This is a genomic window from Microcoleus sp. BR0-C5 (genome assembly GCF_036705045.1).
In the GTDB taxonomy this organism is placed as follows: Bacteria; Cyanobacteriota; Cyanobacteriia; order Cyanobacteriales; family Microcoleaceae; genus Microcoleus.
This window is the reverse complement of record NZ_JAUBTR010000058.1, coordinates 1-19,933: the sequence shown is the minus strand read 5'-3', so window position 1 is coordinate 19,933 and position 19,933 is coordinate 1. Positions and strand designations below refer to the sequence as shown.

14 protein-coding genes and 1 pseudogene are annotated in these 19,933 nt (G+C 44.5%); 4 read left to right on the top strand and 11 right to left on the bottom strand.

The window, feature by feature from the left end:
- Positions 1–119: 119 nt before the first annotated feature.
- The 8 genes from QUB08_RS23130 to QUB08_RS32205 form a co-directional block, all read right to left on the bottom strand.
- On the bottom strand, positions 120–572 hold the full coding sequence (locus QUB08_RS23130) for a response regulator (RefSeq protein WP_333227478.1): 453 nt from the start codon (positions 570–572) through the stop codon (positions 120–122).
- The gene (locus tag QUB08_RS23125; protein ID WP_333227476.1) at positions 569–739 is read right to left on the bottom strand and encodes a hypothetical protein; all 171 of its coding nucleotides are present in this window, start codon (positions 737–739) and stop codon (positions 569–571) included. Before QUB08_RS23125 ends, QUB08_RS23130 begins: the two co-directional genes overlap by 4 nt.
- 319 nt (positions 740–1,058) lie before the next feature.
- Positions 1,059–2,966 (bottom strand): PAS domain S-box protein, encoded by a 1,908-nt coding sequence (locus tag QUB08_RS23120; protein ID WP_333227475.1) that lies wholly within the window; start codon positions 2,964–2,966, stop codon positions 1,059–1,061.
- On the bottom strand, positions 2,967–4,907 hold the full coding sequence (locus tag QUB08_RS23115) for a response regulator (RefSeq protein ID WP_333227473.1): 1,941 nt from the start codon (positions 4,905–4,907) through the stop codon (positions 2,967–2,969).
- A gap of 289 nt (positions 4,908–5,196) precedes the next feature.
- Positions 5,197–8,355 carry a PAS domain S-box protein gene (locus QUB08_RS23110; protein ID WP_333227471.1) on the bottom strand — a complete coding sequence of 1,053 codons (3,159 nt, stop codon included), beginning with the start codon at positions 8,353–8,355 and terminating at the stop codon, positions 5,197–5,199.
- Complete coding sequence (locus QUB08_RS23105) at positions 8,352–8,750, bottom strand: response regulator (protein ID WP_333154485.1); 399 nt, start codon at positions 8,748–8,750, stop codon at positions 8,352–8,354. The genes QUB08_RS23110 and QUB08_RS23105 overlap by 4 nt, the downstream gene beginning before the upstream one ends.
- A 60-nt stretch (positions 8,751–8,810) precedes the next feature.
- Positions 8,811–11,375: a CBS domain-containing protein gene (locus QUB08_RS23100; RefSeq protein WP_333227469.1), complete on the bottom strand. Its 2,565-nt coding sequence runs from the start codon at positions 11,373–11,375 to the stop codon at positions 8,811–8,813.
- Between the two features lie 158 nt (positions 11,376–11,533).
- On the bottom strand, positions 11,534–11,704 hold the full coding sequence (locus QUB08_RS32205) for an ATP-binding protein (RefSeq protein WP_445300948.1): 171 nt from the start codon (positions 11,702–11,704) through the stop codon (positions 11,534–11,536).
- A gap of 1,768 nt (positions 11,705–13,472) precedes the next feature.
- Here QUB08_RS32205 and sds point away from each other — a divergent pair.
- Positions 13,473–14,444 (top strand): solanesyl diphosphate synthase, encoded by a 972-nt coding sequence (gene sds, locus QUB08_RS23095; protein WP_333154483.1) that lies wholly within the window; start codon positions 13,473–13,475, stop codon positions 14,442–14,444.
- Positions 14,445–14,544: 100 nt separating this feature from the next.
- Here the strand turns inward: sds and QUB08_RS23090 are convergent, their stop codons facing one another.
- Positions 14,545–15,009: a hypothetical protein gene (locus tag QUB08_RS23090; RefSeq protein WP_333227467.1), complete on the bottom strand. Its 465-nt coding sequence runs from the start codon at positions 15,007–15,009 to the stop codon at positions 14,545–14,547.
- 553 nt (positions 15,010–15,562) lie between these two features.
- Here QUB08_RS23090 and QUB08_RS23085 point away from each other — a divergent pair.
- From QUB08_RS23085 to QUB08_RS23075, 3 genes are all read left to right on the top strand, one after another.
- Positions 15,563–15,913, top strand: a complete 351-nt coding sequence (locus QUB08_RS23085) for a hypothetical protein (RefSeq protein WP_006635783.1) — start codon at positions 15,563–15,565, stop codon at positions 15,911–15,913.
- A 107-nt stretch (positions 15,914–16,020) separates the two neighbouring features.
- Entirely contained in the window at positions 16,021–17,541 is a 1,521-nt protein-coding gene (ycf46, locus tag QUB08_RS23080; RefSeq protein ID WP_333227465.1) for a stress-responsive protein Ycf46, read from the top strand.
- 130 nt (positions 17,542–17,671) lie between these two features.
- On the top strand, positions 17,672–18,025 hold the full coding sequence (locus tag QUB08_RS23075) for a DUF1257 domain-containing protein (protein ID WP_006635781.1): 354 nt from the start codon (positions 17,672–17,674) through the stop codon (positions 18,023–18,025).
- Between the two features lie 170 nt (positions 18,026–18,195).
- Here the strand turns inward: QUB08_RS23075 and QUB08_RS23070 are convergent, their stop codons facing one another.
- Together QUB08_RS23070 and QUB08_RS23065 are read right to left on the bottom strand one after the other, a co-directional pair.
- Positions 18,196–19,446: a glycosyltransferase family 4 protein gene (locus QUB08_RS23070; RefSeq protein ID WP_333227463.1), complete on the bottom strand. Its 1,251-nt coding sequence runs from the start codon at positions 19,444–19,446 to the stop codon at positions 18,196–18,198.
- 346 nt (positions 19,447–19,792) lie between these two features.
- A pseudogene (locus QUB08_RS23065) lies at positions 19,793–19,933 on the bottom strand (IS630 family transposase); the annotation flags it as partial.

Genomic DNA, 19,933 nt, shown 5'->3' with positions numbered 1-19,933 from the left:
GTTCGGAGCGGGTCGAAGGCAACTTTTTTGTTTTGAGAGCGATACTTGCGATCGGCAAATATTTCGGCTTATCAAATTCACTATACACTCAAACTATCGATTTAGCCCTACATTAAAGTTTACATATCCGGCGGAAGTGAAACGATTTCAAACCAATACTCACATAAAGTCTTCATTACTTCAAGCAATCCTTCAAAAGTGACTGGTTTGGATATGAAAGAATTGGCTCCCAAGCGGTAGCAAAGCAAGATATCTCCTCTGCGGTGGGAAGTTGTGAGCATTACAACCGGAATTTGTTGCAAATGGGGGTCAGATCTGATCAAAGTTAGTGTTTCGCGCCCGTCCAGCCTCGGCATATTCAGATCCAAAAGTATCAAGTCGGGCTGATGCCAATTGCTGCTAGCAAAATATTGACCACGACGGTACAAGTAGTCTAGCACTTGTTCTCCATTTTCCACAAATTCGCTCGTAATTGCTAATCCAACTTCTCGCAGTGCTTCCTCCATCAAAAAGCGCGTATCCTCGTCATCGTTTGCTATTAAAAGAGTAAATTTTTTCTTTTTATAATTCACCGCTTTGCCTCACTACGAACGTCTTTTGTGAGGTTGCGGGACTTTGAGCCGTGTCTGAGTACCTGCAAAGCATCTCTTGCCATCATCCGGTAAATCTGGCTGAGAACACTGAAATTGTGTTGCAGCAATTTACCGTTTTTCTCCATTTGCAAAGGTTTGCGAATCATGCTTGTTTCACTTGGCAGTCTGTCCGAGAACCTGCAAACTGCAAACACATCACAAATCCTTCTCCGCGAACTACTAGGGAAACTATTGCATCCCAAAGCAAGATGCTCTGGATACAGTTGAAAAAAATTAACAAGTCTTGCGCGCACCGCTGATTTATAAGTTGTATAAGAATAGAGCTAATAGATTTATATTGATAGATTTTTAGCTCCATGTCATCAGTGAATATGCTACACTTTATAAGCATTTTTGTAAAGAAGACATAAAGATATTTAAAGCTTAAGTAAAGGACGGGTGAGTGCTTCAGGCGGAATGCTGACTTCACTTTGGTATAGGAATAGAAAAATAAAAAGTTGAGCCTTGATTCGGTTCTGATTCTACCCAAAGGCTGCCGCCGTGCCGATCGACAATTCTTTGACAAATAGCTAAACCGATACCAGTTCCCGAATACTGTTTTTGGGTGTGCAAGCGCTGAAAAATCTGAAAAATTCGCGGATGGTACTGTGAGGCAATCCCAATACCGTTATCCTGCACTGAAAACACCCAGCTATCCCCCTGATGCGAAGCGTCCACCTGCACCACCGGCGTCTCACTGCTGCGGTACTTAATAGCGTTACCAATTAAATTTTGAAACAGTTGCAGCAGTTGAAAACAGTCACCTTTTACCCTTGGCAAATTCCCCCTAGTAACTGAAGCTTGATTCTCACGGATTGCCAAATGCAAATTAGCACAAGCATCCTCAAAAACCCGATTGCAATCTATCATCTCAAAAGGTTTCTGACTGCGACCGACGCGCGAATACTCCAGCAAGTCATCAATCAGCGCCTGCATCCGCTCGCAAGAATTAACAATATTGCGGATAAATTTATTCCCTTGGGCATCAAGTTGGTTGGAAAAGCGTTTTTCTAAGAGTTGAGCGTAGCCGGCAATCGTGCTCAAAGGCGCTTGCAAATCGTGAGAAGCCACGTAAGCAAACTGTTCTAGTTCGGCATTAGAACGAGTTAATTCTTGAGCGTAGCGGGTTTGAGTGTCTAAACTCTCTTGCAGCAATTCTTGTACCAGCTTGCGTTCGGAAATATCCTCGATCGCACAAATCAAATACTGCAGCGTCCCCTTGACATCGCGCATTGCCGAAACAGTAACATTTGCCCAGCGCACCGCCTCATCTTTGCATAGCAAACGCTTTTCCACAGAAAAAGTTTGAATCTTCCCGGATAACAGCGATCGCAGGTATTCTCTGTCCGCTTCTCTGTCCTCTGGGTGAGTAATTGCCTCCCAATTTTGCTGTAACAATTCAGATTGTGCATAGCGGACAATTTGACAAAAGCCGGGATTTACCCGCATAAATTTACCGCAAAGCGCGGTTTTAGCTATGCCGACCGCAGCTTGCTCGAATATCGCGCGGAAGCGTTCTTCGCTGTCTCGTAGGGCAATTTCTGCTCGTTTGCGATCGGTAATGTTGCGAAATGTTACTGCCAGACCATCGTTTAATTTGACCGCCACAATGTGCAGCCAAACAATTGTATCTCGCTCCTGTTCGTAATAAAATTCTTGGTCTACAGTTTCTCCTGTTTCTACTACAGAAACATACAAATCAAATAACCCCTTATTGCTAACTTGGGAAACTTGGGCTAACAAATTTTTGCCAACTATCTCATTTAATAGCAGACCATAAAATTTTTCGGCTGCAGGGTTGATCAACAGCCACTGGAAATCTACAATATTTCCCTCACTGTTGCGGACGGCAGAATAAGCCACCACACAGTCTAAGGAACTATTTAATATGCTAGCAAGCAGCGACTGCGACTGTTGCAGTTGATAATTTTGCTCTTTTAATTGCTGTTGCAGTTTTTGCAAGCGGACTTGCTTGTCGATGCGCGCTAAAACTTCTTCTACTTGAAATGGTTTAGTAATATAGTCGGCGCCTCCTACTCGAAAAGCTTGTAATTTATCGTTCATTTCATCTAATACGCTTAAAAAAATTACCGGAATTTCTTCGGTTTCTGGTGTCGCTTTCAGTCTCCGACAAACTTCATAACCGTTCATTTCCGGCATTCTAATGTCGAGCAAAATTAAATCCGGGCAATGGGCGATCGCAACATTCAACGCCAGTTGACCGGAAATAGCTCGGTAAACTTGATACCCCTGGGATGTTAGCAGTTTGGATAAGAACCGCAGATTGCTCGGTTGGTCATCAACCACCAATACTTTAATTTCGCTATTATCCATTTATTTTAAACTCGATTGAGTTAAATCCATTATCTTGTCGAGTCGGTAATCGGCAAGCAAATCTTTTAAAGCCTCAGCTAAAGTTGGATGACTTTCCCAAATGCGATCGACAAGTTGAATCGCCAGCTCTTCATTAACATCATTAGCTGCGTCATAGAGCTCCTGCACCCAGCTTTGAGGCATCTGAGCCAGCAGCCCTCCGAAAAATGAATCGGGTTTTTCGTTCACACAATAACGCCGTAAAGCCCCGACAGGGAGCCGGGGCAACTCTTGATAAAGATAGCGCACTCCCAAGTAGCAAGCCATCTTATCAAAAAGGATTTGTTCTTGAAAAGGTTTCCGCACAAAATCGTCGCAACCTGCGGCGAGAATTTCGCCTTTTTTTTCCTCAAAAGTGCTAGCAGTCAGAGCAATAATTATAGTTCGCCAGTGAGTTTGTTTCTCTTTCGCTCTAATTTGTCGGACAGCTTCAAAACCGTCCATTACTGGCATTCGCGTATCCAGCCAAATTAAATGAGGCTGCCAACTTTCCCAAAGTTCAACCGCTTGGTAGCCATTTTCCGCTTCTCGGACTTCAAAACCAATTGGTTGCAACATTTTAACCAGCAGCAGCCGATTTTCTTGATTGTCGTCAACTGCTAAAATCCGATAAACCGGTTGATCTGCTTCTAGTCCGATCGCCCGCTGCAATGTCGCCACGGTTATTTCAGACGAAATAGCCGCAAATACTCGGATATTAAATTTAAAACTGGTTCCCTCACCTAAAACACTTTTTACCCAAATATCCCCGCCCATTATCTGCACGTATTTTTTAGTAATTGTCAAACCCAATCCCGTACCATCACCCGCTTTTCTCCCCGCTTGTGTTTGCACGAAAGCATCAAATAAAGTATCAATTTCTGCTGTTGCTATGCCAATTCCCGTGTCTTCAACTTCAAACAAAATTAACAAGGGTTCGACCGAGGTAGAGTTAGGATGACTTTCCGATTCTGCCGGCTGCTTCTGGTTACTTTCCACGCTCACCCGCAGCCAAATACTGCCCCCGTTGTGAGTAAATTTCATGGCATTTCCCAGCAGGTTAATTAAGCAGACGCGCAGCTTTTTTTCGTCACTTTTTATATATTGGGGAACATTAGACTCGACGGAAAAATTCAGTTGCAAATTCTTAGTTTCAGCTTTGATTTGAAACATTTCCTCGATAGAATCGAGGAGTTGATAAAGGTCAAAGCTGCGTTCATCTAAGCCAATTATCCCGGCTTCTATTTTCGACAAGTCTAAAACATCGTTAATTAGTTCCAGCAAATGTTGACCACTGCGGTTAATAATTCGGAGATTTTCGAGATTTTCGTGGCTGAGCAAAGAGTCGCGGCTCATGACTTGGGTAAAACCCAGGATGGCGTTCAGGGGAGTCCGCAATTCGTGGCTCATGTTGGCAACGAATTGACTTTTTGCGAGCGATGCAGCGGCCGCTGCTTCTTCGGCTTTTTTGCGTTCTATTATTTCTTCTTGCAGTTCTTTATTGCGAGCGAGCAATTGTTTTTTCAGTCTCTGGATAGTCAGTTGGTGTTCGATTCGCGCTAAAACTTCTGCTACATGAAACGGTTTTGTGACATAATCAACCCCTCCCACTTGAAATGCGGTTAGTTTGTCCAATACTTCATCTAAAGCGCTGATAAAAATAACCGGAATTTCGGATGTCTTCGGATCTTCCTTGAGCTGTGTGCAGACTTCGTAGCCGTCCATTTCTGGCATTTTGATGTCGAGCAAAATCAAATCTGGAGAACCAGAGCGCGCCGCTCTGATTGCCATTTTGCCGTTAATTACGCCGCGGACTTTGTAGCCCCGATCGCACAGCGTTGCTGATAAAACTTGCAAATTTTCTGGAGTATCGTCAACAATTAATATGTTGCCTTTATTTTCTTCTATTTGATTGTTGGTCATCGCTGGCTATTTTTTGTTAATTTAATAATTATTGAAATTATGAAAACTGGTTAAATATTAATTATAGCACTCCCTCCTCAATCAACTCCTTTTATATTTACAGAACTTATCCTAGTTAAGATTTGAGATGTGAGATTAAAGAATTGGGAATGACTGATGATTACCAGGGTGTGGAGCTGGGCTACAAGTAAATTAGCCGATCGCCCGCAGGCGAGTTTACAAATAGGCGATCGACCTACATCATCAATAATCCTGAACCTGCCCCTATTATCTCTTCTTCTTTCATCCTTCAACAATTTCTAAACTCCTCAATCAAATCGATAATACGATCACATCGGAAGTTATTCGCCAAATCAGCGATCGCGCTGCGGAAACTAGAATTAATAGGAGGAATCGACAACAACAGCCGAAAAATTTCCTCGTTATCAACCGCATCCGCCGCAGAATATAATTCATCAATCCATTCAGCAGGCATAGCTTCCAAAAATGAAGTATTGAGCGTAAAAGCCAAATCAGCCGTTTCAGTTGCCGTGGAAACCTCGGCGGACACCGCAGCATCAGAACTTAGCGAAGCTTCTCGATCGTAAACATAGCGGACTCCCAGATACTTAGCCATCTTTTCCAGAATCACTTGCTCCCGAAAAGGCTTCGCTACAAAATCATCGCAACCAGCAGACAAAATCAGCGATCGCTCCTCATCAAAAGCACTTGCAGTCAGAGCGATAATCACCGTTGCTTGACCTTTTAAATGCGCTTTAATCTGTTTAGTAGCTTCGTAACCGTCCATCACCGGCATCCGCATATCCATCCAAATCAAATGAGGTTCCCAACTCGACCACATTTCCACAGCTTGAACGCCATTTTCAGCTTCCTGCACCGCAAAGCCGAGGGATGCCAGCATTCTGACCAACAGCAAGCGACTTTCCAGGCGATCGTCAACAGCTAAAATCCGGTATTCTGGCTGTCCGGGTTCCAGGCCCACCACTCGGCGAGCTGTTTGAGCCACCTGAATTTCCACTGCATTAGGGAGCGAAACTTTAACATCAAATCTAAAAATGCTGCCGCGACCGAGGGTGCTTGTTACCGTCATCTTGCCTCCCATTAACTGAACGAACTGTTTGCTGATTGGCAAGCCTAAACCGGTTCCTTCTTGAGCTTTTTTCCCGCTTTCTGTTTGCGCGAAAGGTTTAAACAAATTCTCCATTTCTTCCGCAGAAATTCCTGAACCAGTATCTTCCACTTCAAATAGCAAAGAGCAACAGTCACTTGCCGGAATCTCTCCATGAGTTTTAGTTTTTAACAACTCATGTTTGATTCTCAAATTAACACCACCTTCAACCGTAAACTTAATAGCATTTCCGACGACATTTATCAATACTTGTCGCAACTTGCTTTCGTCAGTTTCTATATATTGAGGTAGAGCGGGTGGGCAATCAAAAATTAACTGCAACCCTTTTTTTTTGGCTTGCAGCTTCAGCATATTTTCAGTATTTTTTAGCAGTTTGTGCAAGTCGAAGGTGCTGTTATTAAGTGTCACCAGCCCGACTTCGATTTTTGACATTTGCAGAATATTGTTGATCAGAACGAGCAAATGTTCCCCGCTCTGGGTAATAATTCCTAAGTATTGCTGTTGGTCGGCACCGAGGTCTGGGTCGCGGGCCAGCAGTTGGCTGAAACCGAGAATTGCGTTGAGGGGAGTTCGCAATTCGTGGCTCATATTCGAGAGAAATTCGCTTTTGGCCCTGTTCGCTCTGTCGGCTTCTTCTTTGGCTTTTTGCAGGACTATTTCAGCTTGTTTGCGTTCGGTAATATCGCTAGCAGTGCCTGTTGTGCCGATGATGTTTCCTTCAGCGTCCATGCGCGCGATCGCCTTGGTATTTACATCAATCTTTCTGCCGTCTTTTCCTAATACTATATTTTCGTACTGAAACACAGTTTTTCCCGTCAGCAAGCGCTGCTGAAGTTCCCATTTCCAGTCTATTTCTCCTGGAGCCAAGAAATCGCTAAAAGAACAGCCGAGCATTTCTTCAGGGTCGTAACCGTAGATTTGTTTAACGGCTTGGTTCACAAAAGTAATGTGCCCTTCAGCATTGCAAGACCAGATAATATCTTGGGAAGTTTCAACTAAATGACGGTATTTTTCTTCGCTCTCTGCTAGGGCTATTTCTGCCACCTTGCGTGGGGTAATGTCCATCAAAGTTGTGAAGAGTTTTGTCACTTGCCCTTGTTGGTTGACAACTACTTCTCCTCTGGCTTCGATGTAGCGGATGAAGCCGGTTTCACTTATTTGTGACGGGCAATTATCCGCAGTAATTTTCGGTTCCGGTCGCAGAATTCTATATTCCAAAGTGTAAGATTGCCCGGTAGCAATAGCAGTGTCGATCGTTGTTTGCCACTTTTGTCGATCGTCCGGATGCACGTATTGCGAAAACTCAGTTAGTGTTGGCGCAGGTTGGGTTGGATCGAACCCAAAAATCCGAGATAACTCTTCCGACCAAGTAGTTGTGTTGGCAGAGAAATCGCATTCCCAATTACCGACACGGGCGATTCTTTGCGCTGCTGCTAAAGAAGCCGCTACAGCTCGGAGTTTTTCTTCGGCTAATTTGCGATCGCTAATATCTTGAATCACAGAAATCACGCAGGTTTCGCCATGAATGTCAATGATTTCAGCAGACAGCAGCCCTGTTCTGAGTTCCCCTTTTTTAGTGCGAAAATCAAATTCGTAGTTGAGAACAATTTTTTTTTCATCTAACATTTTAAACAACTCGGCGCGGGCTTGTATATTTTGCCAATGATTCAAATCAAGCGCCGTGCGATCGAGAATTTCTGCGGCTGAATAACCGATTGTCTGGCAAAAAGCCTCATTAATTTCTAAATAACGACCGTCATTAAATCTGGTAATAGTAATCGGGTTGGGAGAAGAACGAAAAGCTTTAGCAAACTTTTCCTCAGACAAACGCAGTTGTGCAGTCCGCTCCTCGACTAAAGTTTCCAGTTCTTGATTCAGCTTTTGGAGTTGAGCATTTTGTTCCGCTAATTGCTTCTCCATAAAATAGCTGTTGATCGCTTCTTTTACCGTCAACTTCAAATCTTCTGACTGCCAAGGCTTCGATATGTATCGGTACAATTTAGCATATTTAATAGTATTCGCCACTGCTTCTAGGTCTGCTTGCCCCGTCAGCATAATTTTGATAGTTTTTGGCGAAATTATGTGAATCTGCTTCAGCAATTCGTCACCTTTGATATTCGGCATCAGATAGTCGGAAATTACTGCAACGATTTCGCAGCCCTCTGCCAGTAATTCCTCGATTAACTCTAAAGCATCTTCGCCGCCTTCAGCCGTTTCTAATAAGTGTTCTTCCCCCAGGGTTTTTTTTAACTCAATTTTCAAACTTTCAAGAATTATCGGTTCGTCATCCACGCAAATAATCACAGGTTTATTGTTCATATTTTTGTCAAACCAGATTTTATAGTTTCTACTAATTCTTTGCGTTCCCAGGGCTTGTACAAACAACGGTGCAAGTTTGCTTGCTCTTTCACCCGTGCTATTGCTACTTCGTCTGCTTGCCCGGTCAGCATGACTTTCACAATCTTAGGATATTTTTGGTGAACCATAATCAAAAATTCATCTCCTTTAATCCCTGGCATTAACCAGTCAGACACTATGACCAAAATATCACTTTCATCTTCTTTTTGAATTTCCTCCATAATTTCCAGAGCTTCATCTGCATTTTCTGCTACTTCATAGAGGTAAGCATCCCCAAATTCTTTTTTAAGTTGAATTTTTAAACTATTTAAGACCACAACTTCATCGTCAACGCACAAAATTACTGGTTTCGGCATAAAACTTTACTTCTATTAAATTTTAAGACTGGGTGCATTTACCTATTTCTTTAAGTGCTATCAAGGGATTCCGACAGGCAAGGATATAGTAAATTTTGTTTGACCAGGCACGCTTTCTACTTGCAGTTCACCTTGGTGTTTTTCCAGAATTTTTTGAACTATATCCAATCCCAAACCGCTGCCTTCCCCTGGAGGTTTAGTTGTGAAAAACGGTTCAAAAATTCTCGGCATAATCTCTGGAGGAATGCCGGGCCCACTGTCGGTAATACTGACTGATATTGCGTTCGCTTCGTGTTTGATATCAATTTTTAACACGCCTTTGTTGCCCATCGCTTGTAAAGCATTGTGAACTAAATTTGTCCAAACTTGATTTAGTTCATCAGGATAGCATAGCACAGAGGGCAAATTAGTACCATAGTTTCTGACTACTTCCACACCGTGTTTGATTTGGTAGTGGTAAAGCGTTAAAACAGTATCAATACCGTCGGTAATATTAGCGATTACTTTGGAACCCGACTGGTCGTAACGAGAGTAGCTTTTCAAAGCAAAAACGATTTTTGCTGCCCTATCGGTGGCAGTAGAAATATTTTTAGTGCTTTTTTGTACCGTAGCAAATTGGTAGGCTGTTTGTACAATATTTCGACTTTTACTGTCTTTCAACAAAGGTAAAAAAGGTTCTAAATTATTGCCGATGCCGATATCTAATAAAGTACAGGCAAGACTGGCGGCGTCGTCAATCTTTTCTGATTCTAGTTGCCCCTGCAAAACTTTTTTTAACTGACGTTTTTCTTTACTAGATAATGTATCTGTTTCTTGGCTGGACTTGTGTAGCAAAGCAAAGAAATCCTGCCGCCGTTCCGGGGATAGTTGTTGAAAAAATATCGGCAACTGCTGCAATTGTTCCGTCCAGAAGTCGGCGATGTTCTGCACAGAAGAGCGAATCGCCCCTAAAGGAGAATTGATTTCATGAGCAACTCCGGCAATTAACTGTCCGAGGGCTGCCATTTTTTCTGATTGAATAAGTTCTTTTTGAGTCCGCTTCAGTTCTTCTAAGGTATGAGATAACTCTGCATTTTTTTGGCACAGCGCTGACTCGGCTATTTTGCGGTCGTTGATGTTGCGGGCTACCCAAATAACTGCATCTTTTGAGAACAGAGAAATGCAGGCCGAAAACCAAATTTCGCGACCACAAACTGTTAAGCTGTAGTCAAAATTGAGAGTTTGTTGTGTTTCTAACACTTGCTCAACTAACACCCACCAATCATCCGGGTGGTCGTCGTCAAAAAAATGTTCGATGGTCAAGCTGACTATATCACAATCAGGCTCAGAAACCGCTGCCACATTTGTTGGAAGAATTTCTATGTTCCGCTGACTGTCTAGCACGAGAACGATGTCTGTCATCGCTTCAAAAACGGCGCGGACTTTCCTTTCAGAAAAGTGCAATTTTTCTTCGAGCAATTTTATATCGCTAATTTGTTGCTGCAATTCTTCGTTACTGGCTGCTAGTTGAACCGTGCGGTCTAGAACTCGCTGTTCGAGTTCAGTGTTGAGGCGGCGAACTTCAGCTTCAGCGGTGGTGCGGTCTTGTATTTCCTTTTTTAACTGACTGTTGGCATTAATTAATTCTAAAGTTCGCTGTTTGATTTGTTCTTCCAAATTATCATTTAAGAGTCGCAACTTTTCTTCTATTTCTGTTCTCCGTAACGCTTCTTTTTGCAATTCTTCGTTCATTTTGTTCAACTCCTGAATTTTGTCAGCAACTGTTTCCTGCAAAAGCTCGACATTTGCGTGCATTTCTACCGGATCTAATGCCCGCAGCAGGCTCATTTCAGTCACAATTCCAGCTAAATATCCTTCCTCGTCCACCACCACCAAGCGCCGGATGCGGTGCTGCAGCATTAACTGGTGAGCCTGCCACAAGGTGGCTTTTACCTGCAACGGTATCAGCGGAAAACTCATCGCGGCGGTGACGGGAGTACGTGCGAAATCTAGCCCCGAAGCTTGGAATTTAACAATATCGCGTTCTGTAATTATGCCCACAGGTTTCTGATTTTTGTTGTCGCTGTCAGTGCAAATGACTATGCAGCTTTTTCGCTGGGTTCTCATCTGTTTAGCGACTTCTAAAACTGAGGCGCTGCTTGAGGTAACTATTAATTCTGTAGTTATAATTTCTTCGGCACGCCACATTTTCAGCAAGTCGGCCGGTTTGAGGATTTGACGGATGCTTTCGCAGGTGATAGCGCCTAGCAAGTTCCCACCTTCGTCTAGGAGGGGTAAATGACGGATTCTTTTCGTTAGCGCAGCCCTCGAAGAGGATCGCAATATGCTCAATACCTTGAAGATATTCCCCCCTTGATCGAGGTTCAGGGCGATCGGGTTTTCAGTCATCACCTCAGAAATTGCCACCCCTGCTAGCGGTATTTCGCTAGCAGTTATTTTCACAACATCGCGTTCTGTAAAAATTCCGAGCAATTGCTGCTCAAACGCGATTAAAATGCAACTGGCACTCGCCTGAGTCATGGCAGCAATTGCGACTTTCAACGGTGTGTCTGGAGGCAGCACCGGCGGTTTGGGGTCGATCGCCTGTTTTAGCAAGCTTTGGGTATCAGAAACTGTTGTTGACATGGGCAAATCAAGGGGGATAGATGCAGGCGGAACCGCCAATTCATACCATTTTAGATTTCCGATTTTACAGTCGCGGTACGCTCACCGCAATCGAGATTTGACATCGGTCTAAAGTTGCATTTTAGTCGCGCAGTGGTATGATTTTTACTGCGCTCGCGCTAAACGGCGATCGGAATTGACACAATACACGTCCTTTGACCGATAACTGATGTTACTTCTATTTTACCCGAATGTTTTTCCACACTTTTTTTAACAATCTCCTGTCCCAACCCGCTGCCTTCGTCGGCGGGTTTTGTGGTAAAGAACCGATCAAATATTCGTGGTAAAATTCCCGGCTAATTCAGTTGCCACTGACGAGCAGGCTCTGATTTTCTGCTCTCACCTCTACTTTTAAAACTAGGCAATTCTCTATCGCTTGTAAAGCCTTGTGCATCAGATTTATCGAAACTTGTTTTAGTTTGTCGGGTTCAGACAACAATTTAGGCAGTGGATCTTGATAATTTCTGACAACTTCTACTCTGTGTTTTTCTTCTTTTAATCCAAAGTTAATATAGTTTTAATGCGATAAGTAATATTGGCAATTACTTTTCTTCCCTACAGTTATAGCGAGAATATTTTTTTAAATCACGAATTACTTTGGCGGCTCTATGTGTAGCAGATGAGCTTCTTGGCAAGCGGTGAATAAATTGCAGAGACTATCTGCCTGACCAGGAATTTCAAAGGTGGTACCCGCCACGTGATTTATCCGTGGAATCAATCCCAAATCTCAAATCAAAAATCCTCAAGAAAGAGCATTTATCCGTGGGGTCGCCTCTAAAATCTAAAATCTAAAATCGATTGACTCAGCAATTTAAGCACCCTTTGATGAAATATTTGATTGCAGTTCAAGTTTATGGATTCCTTCTGTTAATCAAGCTGGTGGCTAGATTCAGAAATTTCGCGTTTTATTTCTGTAAGTTCTTGACCTACCAAATAGGAATATTGAGATTTTTGGCACAATAACCGACAACTTCCTACTCAGCTTTTTGGAGAGTAATTTAATAGCTTTATTGGAACATTGGCAGGGTTTCCCTGACATGAAACTTGCTGTGAGCAATACAAGCTGGTACTAAATATAATATCCCGCCTCAGAGGCTGTGGGCATTGAACATCGATAACTGTAGCTACGTGTTGCAGTAACTAGCAGCCCAGAAAATCACGGTACCCGCAATTGTAAATAATAACCCTGCCTTGGCGCGCAAGCATTCAAGGCAGGGTTATTATTGAGTATTCCGAATTCTCAAGGGTGAAGCGAGGACGCTGCTGCCGACTTCGGCTGCCCAGCAGTACACTACTCGCCTAATCGAGTTATTTTAGCGCTGCGTTGGGCCAACATCAGCAGTACATAAATAGTCATTACATAGCCGGCTGCCAGAATGGGAATAATTAGAGGAATATCGCGATAAATCATAATTAGAACCAAAAGTCAAGGACGATGAGGAGGAGGACAAGTTCAAGACCTACTACATTAAGTCAGCACGCAAGACCATGCCTTGGTTCTGAAGGCTGTTTTTCCATATCAAGCCTGCGGGAACATTTAGGCGTTCCCGGTCATCAATAATGATTTACTGCTTTACAGATGCTTAAACAGCCTAAAACCATCCACTTTAGCTGCTTTGAGCTACCGTGCACATAAGATGCGCTACTCTTAACTTCTGAAAACTTTTAGTCGCGAGGAACTAAAAATCTGTCCCAGAAATTTTGGCTGCGATCGACTAACAAGGCTGGCTCTACGAAACTTTTACAGGCACCTAAAAGCTACCTGCCAGTCTGGCTGTACTTAATGTATAGAATTGTTTAAATCCTTAATACCCATAATAACACAGGGTTTCTGAGATTTAGAGATTTTTTGGCAGTGTCCTTAACAATTCGATACAATAGGGGCAACCCCTCTGGCAGCCGGCTACTGGCCTCTGGCAGGCGGGTGACTCCCATCGGGGGCAGATGACAAATAACTGCCGATCGCCTAGATTTTTCTTTTCTATTGCAGAGAATTACCTTAAAATAAAGATATGATATGTAAAATTTTGTTACTTTACGGCTTGAGTCGGCGTATCCATGATCTCTAGCACTCTCCTATTTTCCTCGGTTGAAGAAGACCTGCGACTGTTGACAGAAAACTTAAAACAGTTAGTGGGTGCCCGTCATCCCATCTTATACGCGGCTGCAGAATACTTATTCGGCACAAAGGGAAAACGAGTGAGACCCGCGATCGTTCTGTTGATGGCCAAGGCGACTATGCCCGATCGGGAAATCACGGAAAAACACCGTCGCCTCGCTGAAATCACGGAAATGATCCACACAGCTAGTCTAGTCCACGACGACGTGGTGGACGAGTCGGATCTGCGGCGGGGAGTGCCGACGGTTCACAGTCGGTTTAACAACCGAGTGGCAGTATTGGCGGGAGACTTTCTGTTTGCTCAATCTTCCTGGCATTTGGCAAATCTCGACAACCTGCCAGTAGTCAAACTGCTTTCAGAAGTGATTATGGATTTAGCTGAGGGGGAAATTCAACAGGGACTAAATGGATTTGACACCAGCTTGTCGATCGAAGCGTACCTCGAAAAAAGTTATTACAAAACAGCGTCTTTAATTGCCAACAGTTCCAAAGCAGCGGGCTGTTTGAGCGAGGTTTCAGCGGAAATAGCAGACGATTTGTACAACTACGGTCGCAACATTGGTTTGGCATTCCAAATAGTAGATGATATATTAGATTTCACCGCTTCAACGGAAACTTTGGGGAAACCTGCAGGCTCGGATCTCAGAAGCGGTAATCTGACAGCACCCGCACTATTCGCCCTAGAAGAAAAACCTTACTTGGAAGTTCTCATAGAACGCGAATTTGCCCAAGAAGGAGATCTAGAGCAGGCCCTGGCACTGGTAGAAGATTCTAGAGGCATAGATCGATCGCGAGAACTAGCCACAAATCACGCACAGAAAGCCGTCGAATACTTAGCGGCGCTGCCCCATTCAGAGTCCCGTCAAGCTTTGATTGATTTGGCTGAATACGTTTTGAGTAGACTTTATTAGAGGCTAAAAAGTTACACTTTATTGGTAATGGGGAATGGGTAATGGGGAATTCCCCATGCCTAATGCCCTGTTACCAATAAATAATAGAAAATGGAGTTGTTTAGGCAATATCCGGCGGTGGAGCCGATCGATACTGTTGCAAGTAAACGTTAATTAAACTCTGTACTTGCTCGCGAGGGATTTCCGTCCCGACTTCCTGATTTCCGGGACTTTCAAAAAAAACAATGCTGTCAAGACCTTCCAGAGCTATCATCTGAAATAAAATGTGAGTGACAGGCAAAAGCACCGGTCTGAGACGATCGCCCCCAGCAGCCGCAGCCTGCGACGCATCTTTAAGACTGGTCCAAGCATAAATCACCCTCTTTTCCCGTCCCGGTTGCTTGAGATTGCTCAAAACCACGATCGCCCAACTTTGGTCTACCGCTTGCAGGATCGAGTATTCGAGGTGCTGTAGCTGTTGGGCAATTAACACCAGGGCCGGGGCGATCGCCTTTAAGATTTGTGGCGTCGAACCGTCGGGCGGAGCTTTTTCGATCAATGCTTGAATCTGTTGATCTAAATCCATCAGTCAGTTCTTTGATATCTAAAATTAAAAATTTCAGGTTAGCAGGTTGGCATCCAAGTATATATTACCCAGCACTGACCATCAGCAGCCAGCCCGCTCATGAATGCAATCAAGGTGTTTGCGTCATTGTAGCCGTTGGGGATGGGCAATAGATATTATTTATTGCGATTAATCTATCTTATGAAGAAGATTTATCGATCGCCCGCTAGGACATTTCAAGCCTTTGGGGGCATTCTTCACCACTCATGAGCGGGCTGGGTGCTGATGGCACACCTTACCCCAGATGGCGACTCAAAGAATTTGTTGGCCCTACTCCTATATATCTATTGTTCATATTTATAGTTGGTCGATCGTCCTTGACGCTACCCATACCTGCCGCTACACCTCGGCCTCATCAGCTACACCCCTAACTTTTTCGTTGTTAAGTGCCCCAGAGTCACCTCAAATGTAACGAAATATTACAAGATGACGCTAAAGCAGCATAGAGGCTTGACAGCAAAGAATTTAGCGGCTAATCTGATATACATACCCGGGTAAGTCAATTCACTGTCATATGCAAGAAAAGCAAAAAGTTACATTGTATCTTCCACCAGAACTGCATCGCCAGCTCAAAATCCGAGCCGCAGTCGAAACTGAACCGATGTCATCAATTGCAGAAAGGGCAATTGTCTTCTACCTAGGAAATCCCGAACTGGTTGACGAAGTAGAAGCCTCCTACGGACAAACCCATCGGGTATACAACTGTCCAGAATGCACGGGTTCAGTAGTAATGCGAGATGGAGAACTGGCATCCGTAACAAGTCAGCCGAGCGTATTGGCTGAACAGGATCTTCCAGTAAAGCAGGTGTCGGGCGTCAGTGCCAGCACCGCCAAACCGGGAGAGGAAGAATTGGTTCCCTGCTAAGAATGCCTTGCTTCCCCAAAAAGCTAAAACTGAAATTTTCAGTAAGAGGGCTAATGGCAGCATTGAGATTCAGCAAAGATAGCACCGTCTCTAGTGGGTCGAGGACTATGCAAGAAGAGATCAGTATTCTAATCCAAGCTCAATATCCTCTGATCTACCTCGTGACATCCGAGGAAGAGCGGTGTGAGCAAGCAATTTCGACAATAGCTCAAGCAAAACCACAGCGACGAGTATTTATCTGGACTGTAACTCACGGCATTGTGGAGTATGGTCAACCCCGCACCACCACCCAACACAACACCGTCTCGCCAGAGGCAGCAATTGAATGGGTGATCAGGCAGCGAGAACCCAACAGTAACGCTAGCATCTACATTTTCAAAGATTTGCATCCTTTTATAGATTCTCCTCCGGTAACAAGGTGGTTGCGCGATGCGATCGCCAACTTCAAAGGAACGCAAAAGACAATTATACTGATGTCTCCTTTGCAGCAAATTCCGATCGAGCTAGAAAAGGAAGTAGTGGTATTAGACTTCGCGTTGCCAGACATGAAAGAACTAAACCAAGTCTTGTCTGGTCAGTTGGAGCAAACGAAATCGCGACGAATTACCACAGAAGGGCGAGAAAAACTTTTAAAAGCAGCCTTGGGATTGACCAAGGACGAAGCTGAAAAAGTTTATCGCAAAGCCCAAGTTTCGACTGGGCGCCTCACAGAAGAAGAAGTAGACATAGTTCTTTCGGAGAAAAAGCAATTAATTCGCCGCAACGGCATTCTAGAGTTCATTGAAGAAGACGAAACCCTGGATGCAGTCGGCGGTTTAGAAGAGCTGAAGCGGTGGCTGAGACAGCGTTCCAACGCCTTTACAGAAAGGGCGAGAGAATACGGTCTGCCCCAACCAAAAGGGATGTTAATTCTCGGCGTACCGGGATGCGGAAAATCGCTGATTGCCAAGACAACCTCCCGCCTATGGGGACTGCCCCTGCTGAGGCTAGATATGGGTAGAGTCTACGACGGCTCGATGGTGGGTCGATCGGAAGCCAACCTCCGCAATGCCCTCAAAACCGCAGAATCCATCTCTCCAGCCCTCCTCTTCATCGACGAACTAGACAAAGCCTTTGCAGGAGGCACTGGTTCTGCCGACTCAGACGGAGGAACATCCAGCCGGATTTTCGGTTCCTTCCTCACTTGGATGCAAGAAAAGACTTCCCCAGTCTTCGTAATGGCAACAGCCAACCGAATCGAGCGGTTGCCGGGAGAATTCTTGAGGAAAGGTCGATTCGACGAACTCTTCTTTGTTGATCTGCCTACCAAAGAAGAACGCCAAGATATATTTAAGATTCACCTGTCAAAGCGCCGTCGGGAAATTACTCGCTTCGATTTAGAGCAACTTTCCAATGTTTCCGAGGGCTTTTCAGGTGCAGAGATTGAGCAAGCGCTAGTAGCCGCAATGTACGAAGCCTTCGCTCAAGATCGAGAGTTTACGCAGCTAGACATCATCGCGGCCATTAAATCCACAATGCCACTGTCTAAAACAATGACCGAACAGGTCACCGCCCTGCGAGATTGGGCTAGACAGCGTGCACGGCCCGCTGCGTCTTCCGTCGCTGAATACCAGCGAATGGAATTCTAAAAGCTTTCTCCTGGTCCAAACAGGAGCAAAGGCTAGCAACAGCTAGCAGTTCGATTCAAGAGCCGCCCAGCGGCACCGTTAAATCCAGACCGTTGTTGTTTCTCTCTCAGTTTTATTAGGAGGAAATCCAATGTCTCACTTTAGCACTCTGCGTACCAAAATCACCGACGCCGAAATCCTGAAAGCTTCCCTGCGTGACTTGGGCATTTCAGTCAAGTCAGAAGCTGATGTTCGTGGCTATAATGGTCAGCGCGTTCGCTCCGACATCGTGGCGATTCTCGAAGGCGAATATGACCTAGGTTGGTCTCGCAATAGCGATGGTTCTTTTGATCTGATTGCCGACCTCTGGGGCGTCGCCAAAAAGCACAATCAAACTGAGTTAATCAACTCCATCAACCAGAAGTACGCAGTTAACAAGACCTTGGCTGCAGTCAAGCAGCGCGGTTTGCAAAATGCCAACGTTAAGCTGGTAGTGCAAAACTAATTGATCTGCATGTTTCCAAGCTCGCGGGTTAACCAAACAAACGGGTTAACCCGTTTTTAGCTAGCTAGGATGTAGAGGGGGGTCTTTGGGCCGCCACATACTTTTTTAGCACCCCCAAGCAGCAGCTTTCAGGTTGAAAGCTGCTGCTTTATGCTTTAATTCTCGGCTACCTAATGCTTGGGGCAATCGTCGATCGTTTGTTGATAAATTTCAAGTATTCGATCGACTTTGCGTTCCCAATCAAAATGCTGCCTGACTCGTTCCCGTCCCGCACAACCCATACTCTGCCGTAATTCTGGTGACTGAGCGAGCTTGAGCATCGCATCTGTCAGTCCTTGGACAAATCCTTCTTTAGAAGTCGGTTCTACTAAAATACCGCAAGTGGAATTCAGATAATCTGCGGGGCCGCCCCAGTTCGTTGCTATGACGGGCAAGCCCACTGCCATTGCCTCCAGCACCACTGCTCCCCCAGGCTCCCGCAAACTCGGGAACACCATTGAATCAGCTTGTTTCATTTTGAGAGCGCACTGCTCCTGAGACAGCCAGCCGCTGAATACAACGCTACTCTCGATACCTAAACGAGCTGTTTGAGCTTCGAGTTCCCCTCGCATCTCCCCATCGCCGATGATTTCCAAAACCGCATCAGTTTGAGTGGCGACAGCGGCGAAGGCTTCCAGCAGCAAGTCTACACCTTTCCAGTCTGCCAGTCGCCCCAAGAAAACAAAGTGAACTTGTTTATTTGGCTCCTTTGATGCGGTCGAGTCCGATCGCCACACCGAGAAATCCACGCCGTTTTCCACAAGTTCAATAATTTTACCACGCACTCCTGATGGAAGTGCCTGCTTCGTGCGATCGTTTGCCACTAACAGCGTCTCGGCTTTGATTTTACCGGGAAAAAGACGATTGAAGAAATCGACAAACTGGTGGCCGATCGCGATTAAAATATCAATCGTAGGATTTTGGCGCGATCGAAAAGCCAGAGGAAATTTAACCGACGTGTTCATCGGCCCGATAACTACCGGCACTCCCAATCCGAACATCAACGAAGGAACTGTTGCCGAGACAGGTGTCGGTTCGTGTACAATATCAATCTCGTGTTCGCTCACCAGCCGCCGGACAATACGACGCTGTAGCACTTGGGTGTACAGGTGAGAGAGCAGCCCAAAAGTAAATTCATTCACTCTTACAGGAATAAATCGCGCGCAATTGTTAAGCAGCCGGTGCAGCCAAGTGTCGGGTACAAAGTGCATTCGATCGCCCTCTTCTGGAAACAGCGTGGTGAGTTCTGCCTGGGTGCGCGCGTGCACCACTAACCATGTCTCTATTTGGCGCGATCGAAGTATCCGGAAGTAGTTGACCGGCAGCAATGACTCGCCGCCGAATTTAGTTGAGGCATTCTGAGCAACAATTAGAATTCGCATAACTTCTTTTGGGCCCAACTGGATTTATATAATTTTAGATTAAATTTGTTCTGTGGAATAACTAAGGAATGAAAAATCAATAACTTGATGAATTATCAGATACAAGGAAGAACAAGGCAACAATGAACAAGGCTAGAGCGCTGAGTTTACCAAAACACCAGAGCAACTTGCAACAGTTTTTTTATTACCGTACACTATTTTACCTTTAAACCCATGTTTTACTCGATTTCAATTGAGTCGGAAATGAAGAAGTTTTATAACTCTTTCTCAGAGAAGGATAAAAGAAGGTATAGCCTTTCTCATAAAGATGAGGTACAATAACAGCAGTGAGTAAGCTGTTGCACATTTAAACTGTGATACAAGCATTGCCCTTATTTTTGATTTTGCGAACCCATTTAATTATTAATTGCCCTTCATTTAAGAGGCGGTGCAATAAATACTCTAACTCTTCAATAGATGCAAAAAGTCGATTGGCAATATATTCTTT

What these genes read in the sequence shown, in the direction of transcription:
- QUB08_RS23115 (WP_333227473.1), bottom strand. Translation starts at nt 4,907, where the DNA reads ATGACCAACAATCAAATAGAAGAAAATAAAGGCAACATATTAATTGTT.
- QUB08_RS23110 (WP_333227471.1), bottom strand. Translation starts at nt 8,355, where the DNA reads ATGAACAATAAACCTGTGATTATTTGCGTGGATGACGAACCGATAATT.
- QUB08_RS23070 (WP_333227463.1), bottom strand. Translation starts at nt 19,446, where the DNA reads ATGCGAATTCTAATTGTTGCTCAGAATGCCTCAACTAAATTCGGCGGC.
- QUB08_RS23125 (WP_333227476.1), bottom strand. Translation starts at nt 739, where the DNA reads ATGATTCGCAAACCTTTGCAAATGGAGAAAAACGGTAAATTGCTGCAA.
- sds (WP_333154483.1), top strand. Translation starts at nt 13,473, where the DNA reads ATGATCTCTAGCACTCTCCTATTTTCCTCGGTTGAAGAAGACCTGCGA.
- QUB08_RS23075 (WP_006635781.1), top strand. Translation starts at nt 17,672, where the DNA reads ATGTCTCACTTTAGCACTCTGCGTACCAAAATCACCGACGCCGAAATC.
- QUB08_RS23085 (WP_006635783.1), top strand. Translation starts at nt 15,563, where the DNA reads ATGCAAGAAAAGCAAAAAGTTACATTGTATCTTCCACCAGAACTGCAT.
- QUB08_RS23105 (WP_333154485.1), bottom strand. Translation starts at nt 8,750, where the DNA reads ATGCCGAAACCAGTAATTTTGTGCGTTGACGATGAAGTTGTGGTCTTA.
- QUB08_RS23090 (WP_333227467.1), bottom strand. Translation starts at nt 15,009, where the DNA reads ATGGATTTAGATCAACAGATTCAAGCATTGATCGAAAAAGCTCCGCCC.
- QUB08_RS23100 (WP_333227469.1), bottom strand. Translation starts at nt 11,375, where the DNA reads ATGTCAACAACAGTTTCTGATACCCAAAGCTTGCTAAAACAGGCGATC.
- ycf46 (WP_333227465.1), top strand. Translation starts at nt 16,021, where the DNA reads ATGCAAGAAGAGATCAGTATTCTAATCCAAGCTCAATATCCTCTGATC.
- QUB08_RS23120 (WP_333227475.1), bottom strand. Translation starts at nt 2,966, where the DNA reads ATGGATAATAGCGAAATTAAAGTATTGGTGGTTGATGACCAACCGAGC.